Below are 16,946 nucleotides of genomic sequence, written 5' to 3' on the forward strand. Positions count from 1 at the left end.
CGACATCATGGCCGGGGGCACCAGTGCGGCCGAGCTGGTGGTCATGGCGGCCAACCTGGATCTCAACGCAACCCGCATCGATCTGGTGGGGCTGGCAGCGAAGGGCCTGGAATTCGCCTGACGGCGAAGGGCCTGGAATTCGCCTGAGGCAGGTGGGGCATCGCCGCGCCACCCCTCGCAGCCCTTGGCAATTCATTGTCGTAAGAATTTTTACTTTCTGGTAATAATCGGTTGGCGCAGCGCGCCACACACGGCAACCAGCAGGGAGCGGCCGGCCCGAACCGGGCCACTCCGTCCCATGCCCCAGCAGCGCGCCCGCCGCCGTCCAGAACCACGAACGTGCGCGCAGCCCCCGGGGTGCTGGTTGCTCTCGCACCCTGAATCAACACAACAGGAAGCCTCTCGCGGCACGAGGGCTGCCCATGCACAAGGAAACTGCCCATGACCCGCCACGCCATCGCCAGCCAGCGCCACCCTGCCCCGTGCGCCGTCACCACGCCAGCGCAGGTGGTTTTTGTCTTCGACGACCTGCACGACTGGCAAACCTTGGCGGCCGCCGCCCCCGAAGGTGCCGAGGTGGTGGTGCTCGACGGCTGGAGCGATGGCCTGGCGCAGATGGCCGCCCACCTACAGGGGCGCAGCGGCATCGGCGCGCTGCATGTGCTGAGCCACGGCACACCGGGCAGCCTGCTGCTGGGCAGCCTGCAGTTGACCGCCGCCCTGGCGGCCGAGCCCGCCCATGCGCAGGCGCTGGCCACCATCGGCCAGGCGCTGGCCGAAGAGGGCGACATCCTGGTCTATGGCTGCCGCGCCGGCGCGGGCGAGCTGGGCGCCAATTTCGTACAGGCCCTGGCGCTGGTCACAGGCGCCCATGTGGCCGCCGCCACGGGGCTGGTGGGCGCCGCGCACCTGGGCGGCAGCTGGGCGCTGGACCGGCAGCAGGGGGCCGTGGGCACGGCACCGCTGGCGGGCCTGGCGCGCTATCAGGGGGTGCTGGTGCCGAACGATCAAACCTTCAGCATCGCCGCTCAGCAAATCGGAAGCGGGGCTGTATTTGACTACATGGGCGTGCGGTACACGCTCGCTGGAGGGTCTGGCTACGATCACATGGTCCAGAACCCAGGCACGTACACACCGACTGCGAGTACCTACTTGATGCTGGATCTCGGCGGAAGCGGAGCGACCACCGTCACCGTCAGCGCAACCGATGGCAGTGCCTTTCGCCTGAAGGGGCTGAGCTTTTTGGTGGAGGAAGATGTAGTTTCCGGGGCGCCCTCAGTGGACTACACCCTCACCCCGCAAGGCGGGACCGCGCTCACCTTCACCTCAGACACGAAGTACCCGCTGTACGACTTCTCCAGCAACACCGACTTCTACAACATCACCAGCTTCACGTTCACGGCAACGGGCAGTCCGAAGATCTACGTCTCGCTGGACGACATCGATTTCGAGACGCCCATCATCCTCCCCACCATCACCAGCGCCACCTACGATGCGGCCACCGGCCTCCTCTCGGTCACCGGCACCAACATGACTGCGGGCGATACCATCGCCCTCAACAAGATCACCATCAGCGGCGAGGGCGGTCTCTCGCGTGTCCTCACCAGCGGCACCACCACGGCCACCAACGCCACCACATTCAGTGCCACGCTCAACGCGGCCGACCGGGCCGCCATCGACCAGTTCATCAACAAGAACGGCAGCACGTCCACCGGCGGCACCACCTTCAACCTGGCTGCCGCGGACGACTGGAACACCAATGTGACGGTCGCCAACACGGCCGACGCAAGCAATACCCTCACGGCCAGCAATGTGGCCGCCCCCACCATCACCGGCGCCACCTACAACGCAGCCACCGGCACGCTGTCGGTCACGGGCGCGAATTTTGTCCGGCTCAACGGCACCGACAACGACATCGATCTCACCAAGCTGACCTTCGGCGGCGAAGGCGGCGCCACCCGCACGCTGACCACCACCGGCGTGGAGATCACCGACGGCACCTCGTTCACCGTCGTACTCAACGCCGCCGACAAAGCTGCCATCAACCAGATCGCCAACAAGGACGGCACCAGCCCTACCACCACAACTCCCGTCTACAACCTCTCTGCGGCCGCCACCTGGGCCGCAGGGTCTGCGGTCGGCGCGGCCGACCTTTCGAACCCGGTCACGGTCTCCAACGTGGCCGTGCCCACCATCACCAGCGCTACCTACAACGCAGCCACCGGCGTGCTGCTGGTCACGGGCACCGGTTTTCTCAAGCTCAATGGCACCACCAACGACATCGACGTGAGCAAGCTGCGCTTTGTCGGCGAGGGCGGGGTGGACCACGCGCTGACCGGCACCAGCGTGGAGATCATCAACGGCACCACCTTCTCCGTCACACTCAATGGCGCCGACAAGCTGGCCATCAACCAGATCGCCAACAAGAGCGGCACCCTTTCCACCGGCGGCACCACCTACAACCTGGCCGCCGCCGAAGACTGGGCGGCCGGCGCCGATGCCGCGGTGGTGGTCGCCGATGCCAACAGCGGCATCACGGTCTCCAACGTGGCCGTGCCCACCATCGCCAACGCCACCTACGACGCCAGCACCGGCACCCTGGTGGTCACCGGCACGGGCTTCCTCAAGCTCAATGGCGCCACCAATGACATCGATGTGAGCAAGCTGGGCATCACCGGCCAGGGGGGCACCACGTACCCGCTGACCACGGGCGGCGTGGAGATCAGCTCCGACACCCAGTTCACCGTCGTGCTGTCGGGTGCGGACCAGACGGGTCTGCGCACCGTGCTCACCGCCAACGGCACGCAGTCCTCGGGCGCTACCCCCTACAACCTGGTGGCCAACGAAGACTGGGCCGCCGGCGCCGATGCCGCTGTGGTGGTCGCCGACCTCACGCTCAATGGCATCACGGTCTCCAATGCGGTCTTGCCCACCCTCAGCTCGGCCACGTATGACGCAGCCACCGGCACCCTGGTGGTCACCACCACCGGCATGCAGACGGGCGATGCCATCGATGCCACCAAGATGACCCTTGCGGGCCAGGGCGGCAGCTACCTGCTGACCGCGGACACCGCCAACACAACGGCCACCAGCGCCACCGCCTTCACACTCACGCTCGGTGCCGCCGACAAGCTGGCCGTCAACGGCATCCTGAACAACAACGGCACCGCCGCCGCAGACACCACGGTCTTCAACCTGGCCGGGGCCACGGGCTGGAACTCCACGGTCAACGCGCCAGCAGACACCACCGGCAACGGTGTGACCGTCAGCAACGTCACCGCTCCCACCATCACCAGCGCCACCTTCGACGGTGCTACCAACACCCTCGTCGTCACCGGCACCGGCCTTGTGAGGGCCTTCGGCGCCACCAACGACATCACCATCGGCAAGCTCACCATCACCGGCGAGGGCGGGGGCATCTATGCCCTGTCCACCTCCGGCGACGTGGAGGTCACCAGCGCCACCAGCTTCAGCATCACCCTCACCGGTGCAGACATCGCCGGTGTGAGCAACCTGCTCAACAAGAATGGCACTTCGTCTGCCAGCACCACCCCCTACAACATCGCCGCCGCCGACGACTGGAACAGCCCCATCACCGGCGCCGACATCGCCGACCTCACCGGCAACGCCATCACCGTCAGCAACGCCGCCCCCAGCATCCAGTCGGCCACCTACGATGCCGCCACAGGCACCCTCACGGTCTCGGCGCTGAACATGGTTATTGGCGACACGATCGATGTCTCCCAGCTCAGTGTCACCGGCCAGGGTGGCAGCTATGCGCTGACCAGTGCCAACGTCACTGCCGCCAGCGCCACCAGCTTCTCGATCACGCTCAATGCCGCCGACCAGCTCAACGTCAACGGCATCCTGAACAACAACGGTACGGTCTCGGCGGACGGCACCACCTTCAACCTGGGCGCCAATTCCAGCTGGAACACCAGCCGCTCCAGCAGCGCCGACGCCACCGGCAACGGTGTCACTGTCAGCAACGTGGCCGCCCCGACGATCACCTCGGCCACCTTCGACGGTTCCACCAACACCCTCGTCGTCACCGGCACCGGCCTTGTGAGGGCCTTCGGCGCCACCAACGACATCACCATCGGCAAGCTCACCATCACCGGCGAGGGCGGGGGCAACTATGCCCTGTCCACCTCCGGCGACGTGGAGGTCACCAGCGCCACCAGCTTCAGCATCACGCTCACCGGTGCAGACATCGCCGGTGTGAGCAACCTGCTCAACAGGAATGGCACTTCGTCTGCCAGCACCACCCCCTACAACATCGCCGCCGCCGACGACTGGAACAGCCCCATCACCGGCGCCGACATCGCCGACCTCACCGGCAACGCCATCACCGTCAGCAACGCCGCCCCCAGCATCCAGTCGGCCACCTACGATGCCGCCACAGGCACCCTCACGGTCTCGGCGCTGAACATGGTTATTGGCGACACGATCGATGTCTCCAAACTGAACATCGTTGGCCAGGCCGGTGGTGGCTCCTACCCCCTGACCACCGCCAACGTCACCGCCTCCAGCGCCACCAGCTTCTCGGTCACGCTCAACGCTGCAGACAAGCTGGCGGTCAATGGCTTGCTGAACAAGGATGGCACGCTGGCTGCGGACAGCTCGGTCTACAACGTGGGCGCGCAAGCCAACTGGAATACGACCAGGCCTTCGGCTTCGGACCTCACGGGCAACGCTGTCACGGTCAGCAACGTCACCGCCCCCACCATCACCAGCGCCACCTACGACGCCACCACCCACACCCTGGCGGTCACCGGCACGGGCCTGCTCAAGTCCATCGGCGCCACCAACGACATCACCGTCAACAAGCTCTCCATCACCGGCGAGGGCAGCTCCCATCTCCTGTCCACCACGGGCAATGTGGAGGTGATCGATGCCACCAGCTTCACCGTGACCCTCACCGGCGCGGACATCGCTGCGGTGCAGGCGCTGTTCAACAAGAACGGTACATCCTCCACCGGCGGCACCACCTACAACCTGGCCGCCGCCGACGACTGGAACAGCGAGGTCACGGGCGCCAGCATTGCCGATGCCACCTCGCCCATCACGGTCTCCAATGTGCCGCTGCCCGCCATCACCAGCGCCACCTACGACGCCTCCACGGGCACCCTGGCGGTCACGGGCACGGGCTTCAGCGCCCTGGCCGGCGCGGCCAACGATGTCCTGGCCACCAAGTTCACCTTGACTGGCGAGGGCGGCTCCACCTACGCGCTGACATCCTCCACCGCCAACGCTGAGATCACCAGTGCCACCGGCTTCACGCTGACGCTGGGCGCGACCGACCGCGCCGCGGTGAACCAGTTGCTCAACAAGAACGGCACCAGCTCCACCAGCACCACCACCTACAACCTGGCGGCCGCCGAGGATTGGGCCGCCGGGGCGGACGCCGCCCTGGTGGTGGTCGATGCCACCAATGCCGTCACGGCCTCCAACGTGGCCGTGCCCACCGTCACCAGCGCCACCTACGATGTGGGCACCGGGGTGCTGGTGGTCACCGGTACCGGCCTCCTGGGCAAGGCCGGGGCGCTCAATGACATCGCGGCCGGCAAGCTGACCTTCACCGGCAAGGCCGGCGGCACCCATGTGCTGGCGACCACCGCCGATGTGGAGATCACCAGTGCCACCAGCTTCAGCCTGACGCTGGACGCTGCCGACAAGACTGCCGTGAACCTGCTGCTGGACAAGGCCGGCACCAGCGCCACCGACAGCACCACCTACAACATTGCGTTTGCCGAGGACTGGAACACCGGGGCCGATGCGACCGTGGTGATCGCCGATCTCACGGGCAATGCAATCACCGTGGGGGGCTTTCCTTCCAGTGGCGGTGGCGGCACGACCCCGCCCCCCACCACGGTGGACGGCGTGCCCGTCACCACCACCCCTGGCCCTGGTGGCTCGACCATCATCACCATCCCGGTCGTGCCTCCCACGCGCCCGGAGGTACCCGGCACCACCAGCCCGCTGGCCGACATCCCCATCGCCAAGGCGCCCGATGGCCACCCCATCGTCACCGTCGGCTTGCCCACCGGCGTGGGCCTGTCGGCCGAGGGGCTGACGACCACCACCATGGGCTCGGCCGCCTTGGCTGAACTGGGCTTTCGCATCGAGCGCATTGCCGGCGACAACCCCGAGCTGACCAATGCCGGCCAGGTGTTCTTTGCCAGCATGCCACCCAATGAGCCGCTCACGGTGCAGATCCTCAAGCCCAGCATCGGTGCCGGCTACGACGCTTCGCAACCCCTGGTGATCACCGGCAGCGATGCGGCGGGTGATGGCAAGCAGGCCATCATCCTGGACGCACGCACCCTGCCTTCGGGCACGGTGATCCAGGTGGACAACATCGACTTCATCGCCGTGGTGGGCAATGTGCGGCTGATCGGCGGGGCCGGCCAGAATGCCGCCAGCGGCGATGGCGCCGCCCAGTGGATCGTGCTGGGCCCCGATGACGATGTGATCCATGGCGGTGGCGGCAATGACACCGTGGGCAGCGAGGCCGGCGATGACCAGGTCCATGGCGATGCGGGGGACGACACCGTGTTTGGCGGTGCGGGCAATGACCTGCTCTCCGGAGGAACCGGCAGCGACAAACTCAATGGCGGCACGGGCTTTGATGTGGCGATCCAGGAGGGGGCGCGCAGCGACTACACCGTGGTTCTCGAAGGGGCGGGCATCAAGCTGACCCATACCGCCAGTGGCGTGTCCGACTGGCTGGTGGATGTGGAGCAGGTGCGCTTTGCGACCGGCCCGAGTCTCACGGTGGCGCACAGTGCGGCCGAGGAGGCCGGGGCCTATCTGTTCCAGAAGTGGCTGGGGCGCGACCTGAACCAGGGCGAAGGCGCCATCATCCAGAGCCTGGCCGGCAAGACGGCGCTGGAGGTGGCAACCTTGTTCGCCCAGGTGTTCCCCACGCAGACCGCGGGCAAGACGCCGGCCCAACTCCTGGAGGGCATGGCCGGTGCAGGCGCCATCCGCGTCGATGCAGTGCGCGATGTGCTCGTCAACGGCGATGCCGCCAACAATACCATCACCCCGACCCTGGGCCTGGCACGCTATGTGGACGGTGGTGCGGGCACCGATACCGTGGTCATCCCTGCAACCCTGGCGCAGACGCACATCCAGGCCAACGCCAATGGATCCTTCACCCTGCAGCGCATGACCGATGGAGCCATGCTGGATGTAACCCGCGTCGAGCGCGTGAGCTTCAGCGATACCAAGCTGGCGCTGGACCTCAATGGCAATGCGGGCCAGGCGGCCAAGCTGCTGGGGGCCCTGGCCGGCCCGGGCATTCTGGCCAACAAGGGCATCGTGGGCGAGGTGATCCGCCTGCTCGATGCCGGCGCCAGCAGCCAGACCATTGCCGGCCTGGGGCTGCAGCTCTTGGGGGCCAGCACCCCCACCCAGGTCGCGCAGACGCTGTGGACCAACGTCACAGGCCGGGCGGGCACGGATGGCGAGCTCAAGATCCTCACCGACATCATGGCCGGGGGCACCAGTGCGGCCGAGCTGGTGGTCATGGCGGCCAACCTGGATCTCAACGCAACCCGCATCGATCTGGTGGGGCTGGTGGCCAAAGGAATTGAGTTCGCCTGAAGGCGGCAACCTCTACACCGTGCCGGCCAGGGTAAGCAGCTGGCGCACCTGGTCCGGCCTGGGCGCACATTCGCCGCGCCCGAACCAGGGGCCCCAGCCCTGCAGGATCTTGCGCGAGAACCAGCCCCCTTCGGTGCGGTAGGCCTTGACCGATGCGGCCACCGCGCCCGTCTTGCGGTCCAGGTAATCGGTCTGCTCCACGCCGATGGGAATCCACCGGCCCGCCACCGTGCCATGCCCCTTGCGCACCTGCCGCAGGTCGCGCGGGTGGTCCACCTTGAAGTGGACCTGGTAGGCATTCTCGGGCCGGCACAGCGCCTCGAACTGCCGCGCCCCGGCGATCTCGTCGGCCATCGGGGCCAAGAGCAGCATGGGTGTGAGCACCAGCCACAGCGCGGCGCGCAGCCCGATGGAAGCGGGAATCCGCTTGACCAGCTTGAACGCCAGTGCCGATGCAACGGCCGCCCAGAACAGCACGACCAGCAGGAACAGGATGGCGGACATGGGGGGACGGGCAGCAAAGGGAAAATGAAGGGCCCGACGAATCTACCACCGGCCCCCACGGCGTGGCTGCCCTCCCGTCGCCCCACGGGCACCGGCCAGCGCCCGCCTGCGCTCATGCGGATTTGCATTCAATCGCCTAACGTCGTTGGTTCGCCTTGCCGTGCTACAGCACTGCCTGCGGCTGCCCGGCTGGTTATACGATTGAGTACAAGTCCGTATCAGTCATCCATTGCACTGCGCGGCACCCACGACGCATGAAACCGGCGCGGCCAAGGCCAGTGCCCCCGCGCAAGGGCCGCCCCGCCGCGCTGGGGGCGTCCCCCTCCCGAATCGCGCAGCGAGTCGAGAGAGGGGTGAAGGCGCGAAGCGACTCAGGGGGTGTCTCACTTCAGATATCCATGGCGGGCTTGTGCTCCTCGGGCGGCACGAACTTCCACTGCCCCACCAGCAGCGAGAACACGAAGGCCCCGGCAGCGAACAGCCCGAGCACGGCCAGCGCCATGCCCCAGTCGCCGCCCAGGGCACCGAAGGCGCTGGCGCGCACGGCCTTGATGGACCAGGTGAAGGGCAGCCAGGGGCTGATGTCGCGGTAGAAGGTGCTGGTCAGCTCCACCGGCAGCACGCCGCCGGCCGACGACAGCTGCAGCACCATGAGGATCAGCGCGATGGCCTTGCCCACGTCGCCGAAGGCGCGCACCAGGGCCAGGATGACGAGCATGAAGGTCAGCGAGGTGACCGCCATCGACAGCGCCAGCCCCAGGGTGTTGACCGCCTGTATGCCCAGCATGAACCAGACCATGGCCAGCACGCAGGCGGCCTGCAGCAGGTTCACGCTCCACAGCACCCAGAGCTTGCCCAGCAGCAGCGAGACGCGCGAGTAACCCGCGGCCTCGTCGGGCAGGCGGCGCAGGTGGAAGATGAAGGCCGTCATCACCGCGCCCAGCCACAGCGCAATGGGGATGAAATTGGGCGCCAGGCCCATGCCGTTGTTCTTGACCGGTGCATCGATCTCGATCTGCGGCTTGACCGAAATGGCCAGGCCGCTGGCCGTGCCCTCCATGCCGGGGCCGCCCGAGGGCAGCGAGGCTTCCAGCGTATCGAGCCCCAGCACCAGCTGCGAGGAGCCGTCCTTCACCTTGAGCAAGCCCGTGCGCAGCTCGCCGGCGGCGCCGGCCAGCGCCTTGCTGCCGTCCACCACCTGGTCGACCTTGGCATCGGCCGGCACCTTGGCCGCCAGCGTGGAGGCGCCGGCCGAATACGCACCAAAGCCGTCCGCCATCTGCGCCACGCCCTGCGACAGGGTTCCCGCGCCCTCGGCCAGCCGGGCCTGGCCCTGGCTGGCCTGCTGCAGGCCGCCATGCAGTTGTGTCGCGCCATCGGCCAGTTGCCCGGCAGCGCCCGAGACCTTGTCACCGCCGAAGAGCAGGCCTTTGGACTCGTCGCGCAACTGCCCCGCCCCATCGGCCAGGCGCTGCGCGCCGTCTTCGAGCTGCGGCAGGGCCTGGCGCAGTTCCTCCTGCCCGCTGGCCAGTTGCCGGGCGCCGGCTTTCAGGGCCTGCAGGTCCGCTGCTTCGGGCTTCTTCGCATCGAGCGTGCGCGCGCCCGCGCCCAGCTGCTTCATGCCATCGCCCAACTGCGCCACGCCGCTGGACAGCTCGGTCGCCCCCTTGGCCAGTTGCGCCGATCCGCCCTCGGCCTTGCCCATGCCGCTGTGCAATGCCACCGCCCCTTCGCGCAGCTTGGCAACGCCTTCGTGCAGGCGCTGCAGGCTGTCGGCCGCCGAAGAGCTGGCACCGAGCACCACCTCCCAGCGCTTTTCGTTGAGCGATTCGTTCACCTGGTGCCCCAGCTCCTCGGCAAAGCGCCGGGCAAAGCCGGCACCCGCGTAGTTGTTGCCCTCGGAGGCAAACACCACGAGCTTGCCAGCCCCCGGCGAGCCCGCGGCCATGGCCCCGGCGCTGAAGTCGGCCGGAATCACCAGCGCAAACAGGCTCTTGCCCTGGCGCACGGCACGCCGGGCCACCTCGGGATCACCCTCTTCATAAAAGCCGAACTGCTCTTTGTCCTTGAGCGTCTGGGCCAGGTCCATGCCCAGGTTCACCGCCTGGCCATTGGCCATGGCACCGCGGTCCAGGTTGACGATGGCGGCCGGCAGGTTGCGGGTGTGGCTGGTGGGGTCCCACACCGATTCGAGGTAGATGAAGGCGTAGAACGCCGGGATGACCACCACGCCCAGCAGCGACCAGCGCAGCTTGGGAAAGCTGCGCAGCAGCCGCGCCTCGAGCATCGAGACGTGAAAGGCGTTGCGAAACAGGCGCATGGCGGGCAGGCCGGTCGGTCGGTCGGGTGTCTTGTTGTGTTTGCAAGGCAGCGCCAGCCCCCGCACCCGCGCGGTCGCACGCGAAAGCCGGCCCTGCCTCTTGTGCCCTGGAGTTTGCCCTGAACTGCGCCGCTTCGCCCGTACTGGCCCCACCGTCGGCGCACGCAAATGTGTAAAGTTTTATGTGTGCAGCGGCCCCGCCGCGCGCTGCACCAGCTCAGGGCGAAGAAGGGCCAGCGCCGTGGCCGATGTGCGCCAGTGCCGCTGCCAGGTCATCGCACAGGTCGCCAGGCGCCTCCAGCCCGATGTGCAGGCGCACCAGGCGCCCCGCGTCGGGCTGCACCGGCAGCGCGCGCAGGTGGTGTGCAATGGCCGGCATCACCAGGCTTTCGAAACCGCCCCAGCTGGTGCCCAGCCCGAACAGCTGCAGGGCGTTGATGAAGGCCTCGAACGCGGCCTCGCTGCAGGGCGCCAGCTCCACCGTGAAGGGCCCGGGCGCGCCGCTGAACTGCCGCCGCCATAGCGCATGGCCCGGGTCCGACGGCAGGGCCGGAAACAGCACCCGCTCGATCTGCGGCTGCGCCTGCAGCCACGCAGCCACGGCCAGCGCGCTCGCATGGTGGCGCGGCATGCGCAGGCCCAGGGTGCGCATGCCGCGCAGCACCAGCGCGCAGGCATCGGCCGACACATGGGAACCCTGGCGGTCGCACCAGGCCCGGGTGGAGGCCAGCGCCTCGTACGAGCCCGTGACCAGCCCCAGCACCACGTCCGAATGGCCGTTGATGTACTTGGTGGCCGCATGGATCGACAGCGCAATGCCCAGCGCATGTGCGTCAAAGAAGAGCGGCGTGCCCCAGGTGGAGTCACAGGCCACCGGCACGCCCCGGGAGGCCGCGAATTCGCTGACCGCCGCGGCGTCCAGCATGCGCATCGTGAGCGACGAGGGCACTTCGATGAAGACCAGGCAGGCCTGGTCGGTCCAAAGCTCACGCAAGGAGTCCACGCTGTCGAAATAGTCGATGCGGCACTGCAGCGGCGCCAGCACCTGGTCGCACAGCACTTGGGCCGGCCCGTACACGCCCTCCTGCACCAGGATCTGCCCGCCCGGCCGCGCATGGGCGCCCAGCACGGCGGCAATGGCCGCCAGCCCCGATGGCAGCGCGATACAGCTCTGCGCACCGCACAGCTGCGCCATGGCGGCCTGCAGCTCGAACTGGGTGGACGTGCCCGAGCGCCCGTAGCGCGGGGCCTCGAACACGGTGCCGCGGTACGAGTCCTTGAACTCCGCCAGGGTTGGGAACACGGTGGTCGATGCCCGCACCAGCGGCGGATTCACCGACAGGGCGGCCGTGGCCGACGTGCGGCCCAGGTGCGCCAGGGCCGTGTCGGTGTGCCAGGGTGTGCTGCGGACTGCGTGCGGTAGGGAGGGGGGTGTGGGGTGGTCAGTCATGCCGCCAGCGTAGGGCGGCTGGCAGATTCCGTCTCACGCCAATCGGCTGATTTCTGTAGAAAATCGGACATGGCCTCTTCCCCCCACCACCGCTCCCTGGACTGGGACCGCATCACGCGCCCCCTGGTGGCCATGGACAACCGCTGGCCTTCGGGCCGCTCCACGGGCTGGCACGCCCACCCCCGCGGGCAACTGCTCTATGCCACCGAGGGCGTGATGGTCGTGCACTCGGACGCCGGCTCCTGGGTGGTGCCGCCCCACCGCGCGCTGTGGATGGTGGCCGGGCTGCGCCACAACGTCACCATGTCGGGCGAAGTGCTGATGCGCACCGCCTACATCGATGCCACCGCCATCGCGCGCCTGCCGGCGGCCAGCTGCGTCGTCAACGTCTCGCCGCTGCTGCGCGAGCTGCTGGTCGAGGCCGTGCGCCTGCCCATGGAGGGCGCCCTGTCAGCGCGCGACCGGCGCCTGCTCGCCCTGCTGGCCGACGAACTGCGCACCTGCGACACGGTGCCGCTGCACCTGCCCCTGCCCGCCGACGAACGCCTGCGCAGCGTGTGCAGCGCGCTGATGGAGCGGCCCGACGATGCGCGCAGCGCCAGGGCCTGGGCCGCCACCATCGGCGTGGGCGAGCGCACGCTGCAGCGCCTGTTCGTGCAAGGCACGGGCATGGGCTTTGCGCAGTGGCGCGAGCAGGCCCGGCTGCTGGCCGCCTTGACCGCCATCGCCCGGGGCGAGAAGCTCATCGCCGTGGCCCTGGGCTGCGGCTATGCCAGCCACAGCGCCTTCACCGCCATGTTCCGCCGCCACTTCGGCGTGCCGCCCTCGGTGTTCTACCGGTAGCAGACTGGCCACCCGGTGCTTGGGGCGCCTATTGGGAAGATGCCATGCCCGGGCCGCCGGCACTGCCACCCGCCCGGATCTTTTGCAGCTCTTTGGCGAACCACTGGGCGCTGGGCTGAACGCTGCCGTTGCAGCGCACCTGGTAGGCCTGGCCCGAGGCGCTGCTCGACGAGGCAGCCAGCTCGATGAATTTCTCGGTGCTGGGCAGCGTGCTGCGCTTTTCGATGTAGTCGAGCTTGCGCAGCAGATGCGTCTTCGCCTCCGCGGCGCCGTGCCAGGAGCCATTGCGCTGGAACTCGCAGCCCGAGGACTGGAGCGCGGCCAGCAGGCGATCGATCTCGCCGCGCACCGGCGCGGCCGCTGGCGCTGCGAACGCCAGGCCCGCAACCAGGCTGAGCCCCCAGGCGACCACGGTGTGCTGCAGATGTCGTCTTGTCATGGGCGAAAAGGATACCCCGTGGCCCAAGGCCTCAGCACTCGTAGGGATCAATGCGGAGCACCCGCGGCACGCCCGGCTGGCTGCAGCCTTGGGTGCACTGGTACACGGGCCAGCGGGGGTCACCACAGACCTTCTTGCGGCCGGGCACCCGGCGGTAGGTGGCGCCGGCCAGCACCGTAGCGCCATCGGCACCGCAGGCAAAGCCGGCCCGGCCGTCCGGGGTCCACTGGCACTGGCTGTCAAAGGCGACCATGCCCGAAGCCGAAGACCGCGCCACAGCGGCCGGCTGCGGCTTCGCGGACCGCAGCACCTCCACACCGATCATGAGCTTGCCGAATTCGCAGCCCCCATCGTTGATGGTGACCTCGTGCGTGCTGGAGCGCCCGGAAAGGACCTCGGAGCAACCCGCGTGCCCTGCCCCGCTTGCCAGCAAGGCAGCGGCCACCACCAGGCATGCGCGCAGGGTCCTGAGCATGGCCCGAACGGTCAGATCGGCTGGGCGATCAGGTCGTGACCACGCACGCCCACGATGCGGGCGCGCGTGAACTCGCCCACCTTCATGGTCTTGCTGATCTTCTCGGGCGGCAGCAGCTGCACCGTGCCGTCGATCTCGGGCGCATCCGCGTACGTGCGGCCCACGCCGCCCTTGCGGCCCAGCGCGGGGGCCGAGTCCACCAGCACCTGCATGGTGGCGCCCACGCGGCGCTGCAGGCGCGCGATGGAGACCTCTTCGGCCACGGCCATGAAGCGGGCGCGGCGCTCTTCGCGCACTTCCATGGGCAGCATGCCGGGCAGCTCGTTGGCGGCGGCGCCGTTCACATCGCTGTAGGCAAAGCAGCCCGCGCGGTCGATCTGCGCTTCGCGCACAAAATCCAGCAGGTGCTGGAATTCTTCTTCCGTCTCGCCCGGGAAGCCGGCGATGAAGGTGCTGCGGATGACCAGCTCGGGGCAGACCTCGCGCCAGCGCTGGATGCGCTCCAGATTGCGCTCGCCGCTGGCGGGGCGCTTCATGCGCTTCAGGACATCGGGGTGGCTGTGCTGCAGCGGCACGTCCAGGTAGGGCAGCACGCGGCCCGTGGCCATGAGCGGCAGCACGTCGTCCACGCTCGGGTAGGGGTACACGTAGTGCAGGCGCACCCAGGCGCCGTAGGGCTCGGCGATCTCGCCCAGGGTCTGCACCAGTTCGAGCATGCGCGTCTTCACGGGCTTGCCGTCCCAGAAGCCGGTGCGGTACTTCACGTCCACGCCGTAGGCCGAGGTGTCCTGGCTGATGACCAGCAGTTCCTTCACGCCGCCTTCGAACAAGGCCTTGGCCTCGCTCAGCACGTCGCCGATGGGGCGCGACACCAGGTCGCCACGCATCGAAGGGATGATGCAGAAGGTGCAGCGGTGGTTGCAGCCCTCGCTGATCTTGAGGTAGGCATAGTGCTTGGGCGTGAGCTTCACGCCCGCAATGCCGAAGCCGCCAGGCACCAGGTCGATGAAGGGGTCGTGCGGCTTGGGCAGGTTCAGGTGCACGGCGTCCATGACTTCCTGCGTGGCATGCGGGCCGGTCACGGCCAGCACGCTGGGGTGCATCTGGCGCACCATGTTGCCGCCGCCCTCGGCCTCGCGCGCACCCAGGCAGCCGGTCACGATGACCTTGCCGTTCTCGGCCAGCGCTTCGCCAATGGTGTCCAGGCTTTCCTTCACGGCATCGTCGATGAAGCCGCAGGTGTTGACGATGACGAGATCCGCCCCCTGGAAGGTCTTGGAGGTCTCATATCCTTCGGCGCTCAGTTGCGTCAGGATCAGCTCGGAATCGGTCAACGCCTTGGGGCAGCCCAGGCTGACAAATCCGACTTTCGGTGTTTTCGTGGGGGACAGTACTTCGCTCATAACCCTCTATTGTCCCAGTTCTGGCGGGAAAGGGCTATGGAGGGGGCTCTCCAGGCCCTTCGAGCACGTTCCCCTCCGCCGAGCCATCAACATCCCGTAACATGTCAACCGAGCAGCATCTCAACAGCTTGCTGCCCATGCAGCACTAGCACAAATAATTGAAGGAGGGAACCCAATGCACTTGGTTACGCGCTCGTATTTTGAAACTTTCTGCAGAAATTTTGATGCTCCATATGACGAAGCAAAAAATTTCGAGGCATTTGTAAATTATTGCGCTTACTCAAAATATTCAGGAGACAGTGTAGAGGCCAGCGATCTGGCATACGAAGGTGCGGACCCAGGCATTGATGGAGCGCTGTTATTCCTCGATGATCGAGCAGTTTTTTCAATTGAAGAACTTGACGAAATTTTTGAGACAGGAAGGCGCGAGTACCAAGTCACCATTGTTTTGAGCCAAGCCAAACGCTCTGTCAATTGGTCAAAACAGGAAATCGATTCCTTTGTAGCAGCTATTGTCGATTATTTATCAGACACACCAGCCCAGCCCCACAGCCCTTACCTCTCCGATTTCAAAAGGATGTTTAAAAAGCTGTATGACAATATAGGAAGAATAAAGGGCGGACTACCCAATCTACATGCATACTTCTTCTCCGCAGCGCCTGACACAGATGCCGTTGAAATCAATGCCGCATTTCAAATTGGCGAGGTCGCATTGAAGAAAATGGGGTATACCAACGAAACCCTTTTAATCAAAGGACATCGCGAGGTCATTCATGGACTATGGTTGGCAGCAGACGGCCCGATGGAAGCAACGCTGCAAACCGTAGGATAAGCATCATTTCCGAAGGCACCAAACATTAACAGCGCGTACGTGGCAACCGTCACTGCGCGCAGTTTTATAAATTCAATTCTAAAAGATGGCAAAGGCGCCCCCAGAAAAAAACTCTTCGAGGAAAATGTGCGTGATTTCTTGGGGGTAGACGCCGACGTCAATTCAGAAATAGCAGACACACTGAAAACTGAAGGGAAACGCCCAAGATTTGGGTTAATGAACAATGGCGTGACCATTGTGGCATCAAGCGTTCGACCAGCTGGACAAGAGATCTACATCCGCGACTTTCAGATCGTCAACGGATGTCAAACATCAAACATTTTAATTTCCCTTGATGCAGAAGTTGATAGCTCCGTAAGCTTAATGATTAAGCTAATTGAAGCCGAAGAGCCTTCTGTCATAGATGATATAGTTAGAGCTACCAATCGCCAATCCAAAGTTGAAGATGCACAATTTAGCTCCACGCTTGTAGCACTGCGCAAACTTGAGCAATATTTCAATGCAAGAGGTGTAGGCGAAACAACTAGAATTTACTTTGAACGCCGAAAAGGTCAGTATCGACCAGAAAATGTAGCACCAGTGAGAATATTTGATGTGAGAGAAACAGCCCGGTGCTACGCAGCCATCTCCATGATGCGCCCGGATCTCTCCAGCAGGTATCCCAATCGTCTTACTGGCGAACTCCTCACTGAGGTTTTCGCACAAAGTGCTCATGAAGAAGACTATTACACTGCTTGCTTTTGTCACTATCGATTGAGAATGCTGACATCAAACAAAAGATTTGATGGAAAATATTCCAAGCTAAGATGGCATATTATGGCAGCAGCGTCAAAATATTGCGCAGCCAAATACAAAAATTTTGGATGCAAATCAAAAAATGAGGCACTTTATAACCTTTTTTCCAGCAATGATGGAGTATGGTTTGATCGATTAGATCGCTTGATTAAAACCACCTTGCCAGAGCCGGACATTTCAAGAGATTTATTGAAATCCCCTCCACTAACGGCCACCGTGCTAGCAAATGTAGATCAACTCCTTGATTGATACCTATTTTTAGAAATTTACCGAA

10 protein-coding genes are annotated in these 16,946 nt (G+C 65.5%); 4 read left to right on the forward strand and 6 right to left on the reverse strand.

Annotated features, from left to right (window positions below; genetic code table 11):
* Positions 1-441 precede the first annotated feature (441 nt).
* The gene (locus HNP48_RS29080; protein ID WP_184863871.1) at positions 442-7,611 is read left to right on the forward strand and encodes a DUF4347 domain-containing protein; all 7,170 of its coding nucleotides are present in this window, start codon (positions 442-444) and stop codon (positions 7,609-7,611) included.
* 12 nt (positions 7,612-7,623) lie between these two features.
* Here the strand turns inward: HNP48_RS29080 and HNP48_RS29085 are convergent, their stop codons facing one another.
* The 3 genes from HNP48_RS29085 to HNP48_RS29095 form a co-directional block, all read right to left on the reverse strand.
* Entirely contained in the window at positions 7,624-8,115 is a 492-nt protein-coding gene (locus HNP48_RS29085; RefSeq protein ID WP_184863873.1) for a hypothetical protein, read from the reverse strand.
* A gap of 388 nt (positions 8,116-8,503) precedes the next feature.
* Positions 8,504-10,435 (reverse strand): YhgE/Pip domain-containing protein, encoded by a 1,932-nt coding sequence (locus tag HNP48_RS29090; RefSeq protein ID WP_184863876.1) that lies wholly within the window; start codon positions 10,433-10,435, stop codon positions 8,504-8,506.
* A gap of 217 nt (positions 10,436-10,652) precedes the next feature.
* Positions 10,653-11,885, reverse strand: a complete 1,233-nt coding sequence (locus HNP48_RS29095) for a PLP-dependent aspartate aminotransferase family protein (RefSeq protein ID WP_184863878.1) — start codon at positions 11,883-11,885, stop codon at positions 10,653-10,655.
* Between the two features lie 69 nt (positions 11,886-11,954).
* On the opposite strand from HNP48_RS29095, the gene HNP48_RS29100 reads away from it, so the two are divergent.
* On the forward strand, positions 11,955-12,728 hold the full coding sequence (locus tag HNP48_RS29100; protein WP_184863880.1) for a helix-turn-helix domain-containing protein: 774 nt from the start codon (positions 11,955-11,957) through the stop codon (positions 12,726-12,728).
* A gap of 28 nt (positions 12,729-12,756) precedes the next feature.
* Here the strand turns inward: HNP48_RS29100 and HNP48_RS29105 are convergent, their stop codons facing one another.
* From HNP48_RS29105 to rimO, 3 genes are read right to left on the reverse strand one after another with little or no spacing between them, the layout of a single operon-like run.
* Positions 12,757-13,167 (reverse strand): DUF5329 family protein, encoded by a 411-nt coding sequence (locus HNP48_RS29105; protein WP_184863882.1) that lies wholly within the window; start codon positions 13,165-13,167, stop codon positions 12,757-12,759.
* Positions 13,168-13,198: 31 nt separating this feature from the next.
* Entirely contained in the window at positions 13,199-13,642 is a 444-nt protein-coding gene (locus HNP48_RS29110) for a hypothetical protein (protein WP_184863884.1), read from the reverse strand.
* A gap of 11 nt (positions 13,643-13,653) precedes the next feature.
* Positions 13,654-15,045, reverse strand: coding sequence for a 30S ribosomal protein S12 methylthiotransferase RimO (rimO, locus tag HNP48_RS29115; RefSeq protein ID WP_184863886.1), 1,392 nt, complete (start codon positions 15,043-15,045; stop codon positions 13,654-13,656).
* A 175-nt stretch (positions 15,046-15,220) separates the two neighbouring features.
* Between rimO and HNP48_RS35220 the strand changes: the two genes are divergently transcribed.
* On the forward strand, positions 15,221-15,877 hold the full coding sequence (locus HNP48_RS35220) for a hypothetical protein (RefSeq protein WP_221480391.1): 657 nt from the start codon (positions 15,221-15,223) through the stop codon (positions 15,875-15,877).
* Positions 15,878-15,916: 39 nt separating this feature from the next.
* A complete protein-coding gene (locus HNP48_RS35225) occupies positions 15,917-16,921 on the forward strand; it encodes an AIPR family protein (RefSeq protein WP_221480392.1) in 1,005 nt (334 codons plus the stop codon).
* Positions 16,922-16,946: the final 25 nt, after the last annotated feature.

Origin of the sequence: Acidovorax soli, assembly GCF_014207955.1 — a bacterium.
GTDB classification, from domain to species: Bacteria; Pseudomonadota; Gammaproteobacteria; order Burkholderiales; family Burkholderiaceae_C; genus Acidovorax; species Acidovorax soli_A.

Bases quoted from the DNA above. Each gene is read 5' to 3' on its own strand.
- HNP48_RS29110 (WP_184863884.1), bottom strand. From the start codon at position 13,642: ATGCTCAGGACCCTGCGCGCATGCCTGGTGGTGGCCGCTGCCTTGCTG.
- HNP48_RS29105 (WP_184863882.1), bottom strand. From the start codon at position 13,167: ATGACAAGACGACATCTGCAGCACACCGTGGTCGCCTGGGGGCTCAGC.
- HNP48_RS29100 (WP_184863880.1), top strand. From the start codon at position 11,955: ATGGCCTCTTCCCCCCACCACCGCTCCCTGGACTGGGACCGCATCACG.
- rimO (WP_184863886.1), bottom strand. From the start codon at position 15,045: ATGAGCGAAGTACTGTCCCCCACGAAAACACCGAAAGTCGGATTTGTC.
- HNP48_RS35220 (WP_221480391.1), top strand. From the start codon at position 15,221: ATGCACTTGGTTACGCGCTCGTATTTTGAAACTTTCTGCAGAAATTTT.
- HNP48_RS29095 (WP_184863878.1), bottom strand. From the start codon at position 11,885: ATGACTGACCACCCCACACCCCCCTCCCTACCGCACGCAGTCCGCAGC.
- HNP48_RS29090 (WP_184863876.1), bottom strand. From the start codon at position 10,435: ATGCGCCTGTTTCGCAACGCCTTTCACGTCTCGATGCTCGAGGCGCGG.
- HNP48_RS29085 (WP_184863873.1), bottom strand. From the start codon at position 8,115: ATGTCCGCCATCCTGTTCCTGCTGGTCGTGCTGTTCTGGGCGGCCGTT.
- HNP48_RS29080 (WP_184863871.1), top strand. From the start codon at position 442: ATGACCCGCCACGCCATCGCCAGCCAGCGCCACCCTGCCCCGTGCGCC.